The sequence below is a fragment of the Corallococcus sp. AB045 genome, assembly GCF_003668895.1.
Classification (GTDB): Bacteria; Myxococcota; Myxococcia; order Myxococcales; family Myxococcaceae; genus Corallococcus; species Corallococcus coralloides.
The window spans coordinates 1-9512 of record NZ_RAWN01000279.1 but is presented as its reverse complement, the minus strand read 5'-3'; the positions used below and the strand labels follow the sequence as shown (position 1 = coordinate 9512).

10 protein-coding genes are annotated in these 9512 nt (G+C 66.7%); 6 read left to right on the top strand and 4 right to left on the bottom strand.

Going from position 1 to position 9512, the window contains the following annotated elements:
- A partial coding sequence (locus D7Y21_RS37880; protein WP_233612450.1) for a TerB family tellurite resistance protein occupies positions 1-399 on the bottom strand: 399 nt, incomplete at its 3' end.
- Positions 400-489: 90 nt separating this feature from the next.
- Here D7Y21_RS37880 and folD point away from each other — a divergent pair.
- The gene (gene folD, locus D7Y21_RS37875) at positions 490-1341 is read left to right on the top strand and encodes a bifunctional methylenetetrahydrofolate dehydrogenase/methenyltetrahydrofolate cyclohydrolase FolD (RefSeq protein WP_121718300.1); all 852 of its coding nucleotides are present in this window, start codon (positions 490-492) and stop codon (positions 1339-1341) included.
- Here folD and D7Y21_RS37870 read toward each other — a convergent pair whose 3' ends face one another.
- Entirely contained in the window at positions 1342-2310 is a 969-nt protein-coding gene (locus D7Y21_RS37870; RefSeq protein ID WP_121718299.1) for a biosynthetic peptidoglycan transglycosylase, read from the bottom strand.
- 74 nt (positions 2311-2384) lie between these two features.
- On the opposite strand from D7Y21_RS37870, the gene D7Y21_RS37865 reads away from it, so the two are divergent.
- The 4 genes from D7Y21_RS37865 to D7Y21_RS37850 are packed head-to-tail and all read left to right on the top strand — an operon-like array spanning position 2385 to position 6647.
- Positions 2385-3272: a hypothetical protein gene (locus D7Y21_RS37865; RefSeq protein ID WP_147469491.1), complete on the top strand. Its 888-nt coding sequence runs from the start codon at positions 2385-2387 to the stop codon at positions 3270-3272.
- A 7-nt stretch (positions 3273-3279) separates the two neighbouring features.
- Entirely contained in the window at positions 3280-3945 is a 666-nt protein-coding gene (locus D7Y21_RS37860) for an SdpA family antimicrobial peptide system protein (RefSeq protein ID WP_121718297.1), read from the top strand.
- A complete protein-coding gene (locus D7Y21_RS37855) occupies positions 3939-4904 on the top strand; it encodes a sporulation-delaying protein SdpB family protein (protein WP_158627411.1) in 966 nt (321 codons plus the stop codon). Before D7Y21_RS37860 ends, D7Y21_RS37855 begins: the two co-directional genes overlap by 7 nt.
- 15 nt (positions 4905-4919) lie before the next feature.
- A complete protein-coding gene (locus tag D7Y21_RS37850; protein WP_121718295.1) occupies positions 4920-6647 on the top strand; it encodes an O-antigen ligase in 1728 nt (575 codons plus the stop codon).
- A gap of 159 nt (positions 6648-6806) precedes the next feature.
- On the opposite strand, the gene D7Y21_RS37845 is transcribed toward D7Y21_RS37850, so the two are convergent.
- The gene (locus D7Y21_RS37845; RefSeq protein WP_147469490.1) at positions 6807-7097 is read right to left on the bottom strand and encodes a hypothetical protein; all 291 of its coding nucleotides are present in this window, start codon (positions 7095-7097) and stop codon (positions 6807-6809) included.
- Positions 7098-7102: 5 nt separating this feature from the next.
- Positions 7103-7537 (bottom strand): hypothetical protein, encoded by a 435-nt coding sequence (locus D7Y21_RS37840; RefSeq protein WP_147469489.1) that lies wholly within the window; start codon positions 7535-7537, stop codon positions 7103-7105.
- A gap of 237 nt (positions 7538-7774) precedes the next feature.
- Between D7Y21_RS37840 and D7Y21_RS37835 the strand changes: the two genes are divergently transcribed.
- Entirely contained in the window at positions 7775-9325 is a 1551-nt protein-coding gene (locus tag D7Y21_RS37835) for an OmpA family protein (protein WP_147469488.1), read from the top strand.
- The last annotated feature ends 187 nt before the right edge of the window (positions 9326-9512 follow it).

Below are 9512 nucleotides of genomic sequence, written 5' to 3'. Positions count from 1 at the left end.
GTCCAGGGAGGCGGGGCGGGCGAGGAAGTCCTTGAGGTAACGGCGCACGGCCTGGACGGTGTGGGCGTCGGCGTGGAGGACCTCCTCGAAGTAGCGGCGGACCTCGCGGACCTCTTCGCGGCGCATGTCGCCGTCGGCGCGGGCCACGTCCACGAAGAGGGCGGTGATGTCGCGGTCAAGCGGGTCCTCGTCCGGGGCCTGGACGATGGGGAACTCGCCCGGGCCCTGGGGGAGGGGGGCCTGTTCGGGAGGTGACTCGAAGGTGGCGGGGAAGTCGCTGAAGATTTCAGGGAAGTCCGGGGGCGCGGCGTGCTGTTCGTCGAAGTAGTGGCCCAGGGCCGTGCCCAGGATGAGGGCGAGCACGATGGCCCAGGGCCCGCCAATGAGGAGGCCGGCCATGAGACCCAACATCGCCCCGAGAACTTTTCCCGCGCCCATGCCTTCGCTTCGCTCCCTTGTGCCGGGCCAGTCTTGCATAAGGTGGCTCTCATGACGGCTCAGTTGATTGACGGCAAGGCAGTGGCGGCGCGCGTGCGGGCGGAGATCAAGGAGGAGGTGGCGCGCCTGAAGGCCGAGCGCGGCATCACCCCGGGACTCGCCGTGGTGCGCGTGGGTGAGGACCCGGCGTCGAAGATCTACGTGACGGGGAAGAAGAAGGCCGCCGAGGAGGTGGGCTTCAACTCCTGGGAGCACCACCCGGACGAGACCATCACCCAGGACGAGCTCCTGGCGCTGGTGCACCGGCTGAACGAGGACCCTGCCGTGCACGGCATCCTGGTGCAGCTGCCGTTGCCCAAGCACATCGACGCGGACGCCATCATCGCGGCGGTGAAGCCGGAGAAGGACGCGGACGGCTTCCACCCGATGAACGCGGGAAACCTGCTCCTGGGCCGCCCGGCGACGCGGGCGTGCACGCCCTACGGCGTGATGCGGCTGTTGGAAGAGGTGGGGTGCAATCCGGCGGGCAAGCGCGCGGTGGTGGTGGGCCGCAGCAACATCGTGGGCAAGCCGCAGGCGCTGATGCTGCTCCAGAAGGACGCGACGGTGACGGTGTGCCACCGCAAGAGCGACCTGCCGGCGGAGGTGGCGCAGGCGGACATCCTGGTGGTGGCGGTGGGCGTGCCGGAGCTGGTGAAGGGCGCGTGGATCAAGCCCGGCGCGGTGGTGATTGACGTGGGCATGAACCGCAAGGCGGATGGCAAGCTGGTGGGGGACGTGGAGTTCGCGGCGGCGGCGGAGCGCGCGTCTTTCATCACGCCGGTGCCGGGTGGCGTGGGTCCGATGACGATCGCGATGCTGATGAAGAACACGCTGGAGGCGGCTCAGCGCGGCGGGAAGTAGTCAGTCGATGGGACCTTCCTGCCCATGCTGGGGCAGGGAGGGGGACTTCATGCCGGAGTTCGGCGGAGCCATCGCGTCCCTCGCTGCGGCACGTTCCTGCTCAAGCCCACATTCCTGACGGAGCACTTCATCCACTTCTTCGTGGAGCGGGAAAGCTCCACGCACCTCAGGACCTGTGGAACGTCCTCCCGTGAGAACCTCTTCCACCCGCTGTCCTCGGAGGAGTTGTCTGTAGAGAGTCCGCACCTGTGTCTGCCCACGCTGGTACTCGTCCGTGTCCAGCAGGCCCGAGGCCCGAAGCTGGCCCAGTACACGCGACTGGACGACGAAGGCTCGATAGCCGTTCGAGCCGAGCAATGGCTGACGCGGTGCCGGCAGCAGGCTCACGAGAAACGCGGCTTCAAAGGCATTCAGCGCGCCAGGTTCCTTGTTGAAGAAGTGCAGGCTGGCGTTTCGTATGCCCCACACCCCGTCTGCCCATTCGACAGTATTGAGATAGAGCTCAAGGATCCGGCGCTTGTCCAAGGTCCTCTCAAGTTCATTGGCGGCAAACAACTCGCGCAGTTTGCGAACCGCGTTGCGGTCTGGGGAAAGGTAGAGGTTCCGGGCAAGTTGCTGGCTGATGGTGCTGCCGCCATGCGTGGCGCTCCCCGTGAGCCATTTCCAGGCAATGCGGCGCGTTTCGCCCCACTCGACTCCATGATGTCGGAAGAAGCCCGTGTCCTCTGCCTTCACAGCCGAGCAAATCAATAGTGGCGAAACATCTTCGAGTGCAATCCACTGCAACGAGAAGGTGTGGTCGGGCAGTCCCTGCTCCCGCGCCCGCAGAAGCATGTATTGGGTGTGCCGAGGGTGATGCCGCGACAGTGTCGATGCGTCGGGGGTTGCCAGCCACAAGCCCGCCACTCCCAGGCTGGGCAGCAGGAAGAAGAGAAGCAAAAGCATGGCAATGATTGGCCGCTTGCGCATTTTCAAGAGTTCTTCCTTTGCAATGTACCAGGGCGGAGATCGCCGTACATCCGGCCCAGGACTCCGCAAGCCGCATGAAGCAGAAAATCCATTCTCCCTGGAAAAACCTTGACTTCCAGGATGTCGAGGGTGCACGATTTTTGGTTTGCAGTCCTTCAGCCCCCTCGTCCCCCAATCATCAAGACATGAGGTTCATTCATATGCAGCGGCATAGGCTTCCACTTCTGAAGAAGTTGGCAGGAGCTGTGACGGTTGTAGGGCTCGCGTCGTTGATGGTCGCGTGCGGCAACGGCGTATCGTCGGCTCGGAGTTGGCAGGCGCAGAGCGGCGAGAAGCTCTTCGGCGACCTTGCGTTCCGTGAGGGAGTCTTCGGGGAGCTATACTCGGAGATGGGAGTTCGCCCGTCGCCCACCCGGCTGACGCCCCAGAAGCAGGCCGCACGGGAGCGCTCCAAGGCCACGCTGGTGGCGAACATGCGTCAAGCCGATCCGGCGTTCTTCGACCGTTTCGGTGTGGAGGTCCAGAGTGGAAACCACCTGCGCATCGAGCGGGCCCTGCGCGAAAGCGCGGCGCTTGTCCGGAAGGTGAGCCCCAAGCGTGAACTCACCGCCATGGGCTCCACCGACAATACCGAATCCGACAATACCGTCTACGAGAATACTGTCTCCGGTAATAGCGAGATCGGCAACACGGCCTACGGCAACTCGATCGCCGGAAACATGGAATCAGGCAACACGATGGAGGCGAACACCATCTCAGGCAACAATGAGCTTGAGAACACCGACTCCGGCAATACCTACCTGACCAATACTGATTCCGGAAACATTGACTCCGACAACATTGCCACGGGCAATACCACCTACGACCATACCGACTCCGGTGGCGAGAACTCGTGGCGCGGCGCACAGCTCGCGCGTGACCAGTTGATCAACAAGATCGCCACGCGACTCGCGGTCCAGTAGTGATGTCATGGCGCTGGTGCGCACGGCTCAGGCCTGCGCACTGGCGCCGACGGTCCACTGCCTGCCCCAACGTGTCATCATGGACTCTTCCAGACGCATCACCGCTGCCAGCGAATCAGCACCTGCCCCAGGAGTCATTCACGCAAGACTGGGGGCGGTTGCCATCGCGGTGGGGCTCGCATGGATTGTCGCCATCGGGTACTCGATCTACCCCGCGCTGCCCTATAGTCCCGTGCGCCTGCCCTACGCGAAGCAGTTGCACACGTTCTTGTGGGCACCGCAGGGGTGGTCATTCTTCACGCGCAATCCCCGCGAGGAGAAGAGGACCGCATACGTGCTCCGCGGTTCCACCTGGGAGTCGGTTCTCCTGGCCCCCCATGGCCGTCTCTCCAACGTCGGAGGGCTCCGCCGCAAGTCACGCGCGCAGTTGCTGGAGATTGGACGGCTGGTGAACGGCCTTCCCGAGGACGCCTGGCTGCCCTGTGAGGAATCCGTCGAGGAATGTCTGGCGAAGCTTCCACCCGGGCGCGCAGTGAAGAACACCTTCCCAGAGCCTACCATGTGCGGGACGACCGCCATCGTCCTGCAGCGGCTCGTGCCGTGGGCCTGGGCGCAGTCCCCCACGCCCGTGACGATGCCCTTGCGTGTCGTGCCCTTGGAGGTCTCGTGCTGAGCCGGCTGGGCAGCTGGGTGCGGTCCTCGCTTGAGCAGCCTCTGCACTCCAATGTCGTGGGGCTCGCCCGCTCGTGTATCGCGCTGGGCATGCTGGGCACGCTGCTGTTCACCTCTCCCGCCGACCTCTTCCTGGTGGCGGTGGACGTGCCCAATGCGTCCCACTGTGGAGGCCCTGCGCGCATGGGCCTCTTCTGCTTCGCCGGAGTCGCCTACCTGGAGGTGGCTCGCTGGCTTGCCATCCTCGTGCTCGCTCTCGTCGCAAGCGGGTGGCGCCCACGGGTTACCGGGGTGCTGCACTGGTACGTGGCGATGAGCTTCTTCACTGCGTCGAAGGTGGTTGACGGGGGGGACCAGGCGGCCACTGTCCTCTCGTTCCTGCTCATTCCAGTGACGCTCACCGACTCCCGGCGCTGGCACTGGGATCCTCCTGCGCTGAATGAACAGGGCCTGTCGACGCCAGGTGGGACGCTCGCAAGCCTGAGCGCGCGATTCGTCGCGCTCACGTGCCTCTGGGCCATTCGGATCCAGGTCGCTGGCATCTATTTCCATGCGGGTGTCTCGAAGATGAAGGTGGCTGAGTGGCGCGACGGGACGGCCGTGTATTACTGGTTCACGGATCCGTGGTTTGGCTTCGCTGAGCCTGTCCGGACACTCGTCATGCCCCTGCTCACCAACGGCATGGTCATCACCCTCATGACGTGGGGGTCGCTGTTGCTGGAAATGATGCTCTTCGCCGGTGTGCTCGCGACACGCCGTGCCCGTGCGGTGCTGCTCGTGCTTGGCATCTCCTTTCATGCGGCAATCGCGCTGGTTCATGGACTGCTGGGTTTCGCCCTTGTGATGTTTGGCGCGCTCATCCTCTTCCTGCGTCCCGTCGATATGCCGTTCGCGCTGCCACGGTTGGCGCTGAAGTGGCCCCCCATACCCGGGTTCACGAGCAGGTCGTCCCTGCAATGAGGGGAGGGGACTGGAATGTCGAGCGCGGCCCGCGAGCCCTTGCCGTCTGCGGCGATGAAGCCCCCTCCCAGGCCGTTCGCGGAGCGTGGCGCGGCATGGATTGTCACCTTGCTGCTGGCGGCTGGGGTGTTCGGCAGCGTGTTATCGGCATGGCCGGTCCCTCCTACCGACCCGCTTGATTTCTTCCAGCCCAAAACCGCGATTGTCATCTTCGCTTCCTTTCTCGCAGCGGCTTTTTACGTCGTGCATGAGCGCGACAGCTGGCTGGACGCCGAAACCTGGGCCCTGGTTCTCTTCCTCGTGCTGGGTGTCACCTCCGTACTGACGGTCGCCACGAATCGGTCACTGGCCTGGTCGTCTCTTGGGACGTCGGCAAGCGGGGTGCTCGTCTTCCTCGTCGCGCGTGGACTGCCCTCACGGGCACGCGGGGTACTGCTTGCCGCGGTCATTTCCACGCTCCTGCTGGCCGCGCTCATCGCGGCACTCGAGGCGAATGGCCTGACGCCTCGGCTGTCCGCCCCTCACCGGGTGCCCGGTGGGCCTTTGGGGAATCGAAACGCCCTTTCGCACCTGCTGGTGCTGGGACTTCCAGCGACGGCGTGTCTGGCGCTCGGTGAGCACAGGCGGTGGAGAGTGCTCGCCCTCGCAAGCGCTCTTGTTTCGGGTTATGTGGTTGTGATTGCCAGGTCGAGAGGCGCGTGGCTGGGGGCCGCATTGGGGGTCGCCCTCACCACCGCGCTGGTGTTGTACGTCGCGCCGCGCACAGGCAATGGGAGCATTCGTCGGCGAGGGGCTGCCGTCCTGCTTGCGTTGGTGCTGGGTGGCACGGCGGCGCTCTTTCTGCCCAACCGCTTGCGCTGGAACTCGCCACACCCCTATCGGGACACGCTCTGGGGGCTCGTGGAGGCGGACTCGGGGAGCGGCCGCGGGCGGCTGATCCAGTACGAGACGTCGCTGCGCATGGCAAGGGCCTACTGGCCTCTTGGCGTCGGTCCCGGGAACTGGCCGGTACAGTATCCACGCTTCGCGGAGGCGAATGACCCATCCGTGCACCTGAAGAGCTACGAGCCCACGAATCGCTATCCCAGTAGCGACTGGGTCGCGGTGATGTCCGAGCGAGGCCTGTTTGCCTTCGCGCTGCTTGTTCTCGTCGCGCTCCGATTGTTCGTGCGCGCTGGCCGCACGCTGTTGCGCTCGCCGCGCGCGGACGACGCACTGGCTGGGGGCGCTGCCGCGGCCCTGCTCATGGTCACGACGTGGCTGGGCGCCATCGACGCGGTGCTCATCACCCCTGCGGCAGCAGGCGTTACCGCCGTCCTCCTTGGCACGCTTCTGCCCCGGAGGCCTGCTGAAACAGGGGGCCCTCCCGCGCTGGGGCGTAACCTTTCAGGAGCCGTCCGGTGGTGCGGCGTGGCGCTCCTGCTCGCGTTCGGGTTGCTGGGCGCCTCACGTGAGGTGGCGCTCCTCGTCATCCGCCATGCGGCCGGAACCGCTTCGAATATCGACGCCATCGAAGCGCAGGCACTCCGGTTTGCCGCCGACGATTACCCGACACGCATGACCTTGGGGGTTCGCTGGAGCGTCGCGAGGCAGTGCGACCGTGCCGAGCCTCACCTGGCCGCGGCGTCGAGGCTGCTTCCCGCGGCCATCGCTCCGGGCGACATTGCCGCGCGCTGCCGCTTGCGTGAGAAAAGGCTTTCCGGTGGCGCAATGACCGTGGAGCAGGCTGTGCCTGGCGGATGAATGGCGCCAGGCATCCATTGACGGAAGGCAATAACCCGGGTCCCGGGCGCAATGGCTAGCGGCTGTTATCCTCCTCTCGCCTGGCGGCCGGCACTTGGTGGTGATGAAGCAGGAAGGCAGGGACTCCCTGCCCGTGAAGCGGGCAGGGATGGGACTGCGTCACAGACCGCAGACGTACGGTCCGCCCTGGTTCTTGCAGGCGTCGTAACGGATGCACCAGCCATCCGGCGTCGAATAGGCATACATGTAGAAGCCATTCGCGCAGCGGACCCGGTCGGTGGTGATGCGGCACCAGCCGACGTCGACGTCCGGATCACAGCTGTCCGGCGGAGCCATGGCGTGCACCCGGTCCTCGGTCGTTTCGGTCTCCGTGGCGGGCACGGCCTCCGGTCCACAGCCGGCGACCATCATCCCCACGCTGAAGGCCAGAGCGAGTGTCTGTCGTTTCATGGCGCTCACCATTCCGGGCAGGCCCAGGGGCCCCCGTAGTTCTTGCAGACGTCCGCGTTGATGCACCAGCCGTCCGGGGTCCAGTGGGCATCCATCTGGACGCCGTTGAAGCAGGTGATCTTGTTGCTGGAGACGGGACACCAGCCGTCGTCCTCGAACGGGTCACAGCTATCCGGCGGAGCCATCGCGGCATTGGAAGAAGCACAGCCCTCGTTGCATGCCAGCCAGTCGCGCTGACACACCATGCGCTGGGCGCTGTTCTCCGCGGTGTCGAGGCAGGCGATACGCAGCTGTTCGCACGTGTCTTCGCATTCCGATGCGGATGGCAGGGCGGCCTCACGCGTCGCCAGGATGCCTTGCGCGTCTTGGTTCAAATCCTCTCGTCCGCATCCCGCCAACACCCCGACAGCCATCAGCCCTGCGATGATCGCTACTCGCATGTGCCCTCCTGGGTTCTGGGTCCACGCTGCCTCGACAGGATATCGGGCTCGGTACTTTGGGGCACCCCGCCGCATCAATCATCACAGGCGTGAAGGTTTCCGAGCGCGTGAGAATACCCTCCCCATGATCGACTGCCTTTGCATGAGCGTATTCCCGTGAGGGGGAGGGGAGCCGCAGGTGCGAGTCCAGCCGCCATTCCCCTTCAGCCCGGGCGGGACATGACGGAAGATGCGCGCATGGGTCCGGCCTTGCACCGATGCGCAGTGGGCGGGGCCGCGCTGGGGCTGTTGCTGCTCGCAACCCCCGCGCGTGCCCAGGACGCCACGCCCCTGCCCACGTTCTCCCTGGAGCGCCTGGACCCGAACCCGGGCCTGGGCCCCCTGACGATGGGGAGCGGGGAGCTGCTGGCGCCCGGAGCGCTGCGGATCTCCCTGCTGGCGCACTACCAGCGGAGAGCGCTGACGGTCCGTAACGGGCCGGACGAATACCCGCTCGTCCTGTCCCGGACCACCGGAGTGGTGTCGCTGGCCGTCGGCGTGCTGCCCTGGCTGGAGCTTCAGGCCCAGCTTCCTGGCGTCATCCATCAGAGCGGCGCGGACGTGAGCACCGTGCTGTCCATCTCCCCGCCGTCACGCAGCGGGCTGGGGGCGCCGCGGCTCGCTGCCCGACTGGGGCTGCTGGGGACCTCCGCTCCCGAGGCCTTCCACCTGGCGCTCGACCTGGACGTGCGGTTGCCCGTGGGTGGTTCGGGCGCACTCGCGCGTGATCAGGGCGTCCGCGGCCAGGGACGGCTCATGATGGGCAAGCGCTGGGGGCCCGTGGCTCCGGCGCTGGAAGTGGGCGTGCTCCTGCGTCGCGCCGTTTCGACGGACTCCGGCGTGGACAGCCTCAACGGCGTCGGCAATGAGCTGCGCGCCGGCGTGGGACTGACGGTGGGGTATGCCCTGCGCGCGGAGGTGTCGGCGCTCGGCGCGTATTCGTGGCGGCAGCAGCGCACCAGCGGAGAGCTGCTGGGCGGCCTGCGCTACGCACCGGCCCGGCCCTGGGAGTTCTTCGCGTTGGGCGGCGCGGGCCTGGGCGCGGAGCCGGGCGCGCCCCGTTACCGGGTGCTCGCGGGATTCGCCCTGCTCTTCGACAAGCCGCCTCCTCCGCCTCCGGAGGACATCGTCTACGAGCTCGTCCAGGGGCTCCCGCGTGCTCCCTCCGCCCCCCAGCTCGAACCCGAGCCCACGCCTTCAGAACCTCCACCTCCCGAGCCCGCCAAGGACGAGCCTGTCTCCGAGACCGACTCGGATGGTGACGGTGTCGTGGATGTGTTGGACGCCTGCATCCACGAGCGGGGAACCCGAGAGCACGGCGGCTGCCCGGAGACGGGTGACTCGCTCGTCACGCTGACCCGGGAGCGACTCGTCCTCCATGGCCAGGTCTTCTTCGAGGTCGGCGCGACGACGCTGCCGGGCCGCTCTCGCGTCCTGGATCAGGTGGCGCGGGTGCTGCTGGAGCATCCCGAAGTGGAGCGCGTCGTCATCGAAGGGCACACGGATGCGGAGGGGTCGTCCGCATCCAACCAGCGCCTGTCCCTCGCTCGCGCGGAGGCCGTGCGCGAGTACCTCGTGCGAAAGGGCGTCCCGGCTCACCGGTTGGAAGCCCGGGGCCTCGGTGCGCGCCGGCCCGCGGGCTCCAACGGAACGCCGGCAGGGCGGGGCGAGAACCGCCGCGCGGAGCTTCTGTTGATCCTGGGCGAGCCCACTTCGGCCCGCACCGTGCCCGCGCCTCCTCCCCCCTGAGTCCAGGAGGGCCTCCCCGGCGGAGGCACCCCGCGGAAACCTGTCCGACAGTCGGGCAGCCGCGGCCCGCGGAAACCTGTCCGACAGTCGGACAGGTTCTGGCCGCACCGGGCCCGGGGGCCTAGCGGGCCTGCTGACCGCGACGGGCCCTTCGCCTGGCCAGCATCCACGCCGCCAGCACCCAGAC

What these genes read in the sequence shown, in the direction of transcription:
- D7Y21_RS37860 (WP_121718297.1), top strand. Translation starts at nt 3,280, where the DNA reads ATGGCGCTGGTGCGCACGGCTCAGGCCTGCGCACTGGCGCCGACGGTC.
- D7Y21_RS37835 (WP_147469488.1), top strand. Translation starts at nt 7,775, where the DNA reads ATGGGTCCGGCCTTGCACCGATGCGCAGTGGGCGGGGCCGCGCTGGGG.
- folD (WP_121718300.1), top strand. Translation starts at nt 490, where the DNA reads ATGACGGCTCAGTTGATTGACGGCAAGGCAGTGGCGGCGCGCGTGCGG.
- D7Y21_RS37845 (WP_147469490.1), bottom strand. Translation starts at nt 7,097, where the DNA reads ATGAAACGACAGACACTCGCTCTGGCCTTCAGCGTGGGGATGATGGTC.
- D7Y21_RS37870 (WP_121718299.1), bottom strand. Translation starts at nt 2,310, where the DNA reads ATGCGCAAGCGGCCAATCATTGCCATGCTTTTGCTTCTCTTCTTCCTG.
- D7Y21_RS37850 (WP_121718295.1), top strand. Translation starts at nt 4,920, where the DNA reads ATGTCGAGCGCGGCCCGCGAGCCCTTGCCGTCTGCGGCGATGAAGCCC.
- D7Y21_RS37865 (WP_147469491.1), top strand. Translation starts at nt 2,385, where the DNA reads ATGAAGCAGAAAATCCATTCTCCCTGGAAAAACCTTGACTTCCAGGAT.
- D7Y21_RS37840 (WP_147469489.1), bottom strand. Translation starts at nt 7,537, where the DNA reads ATGCGAGTAGCGATCATCGCAGGGCTGATGGCTGTCGGGGTGTTGGCG.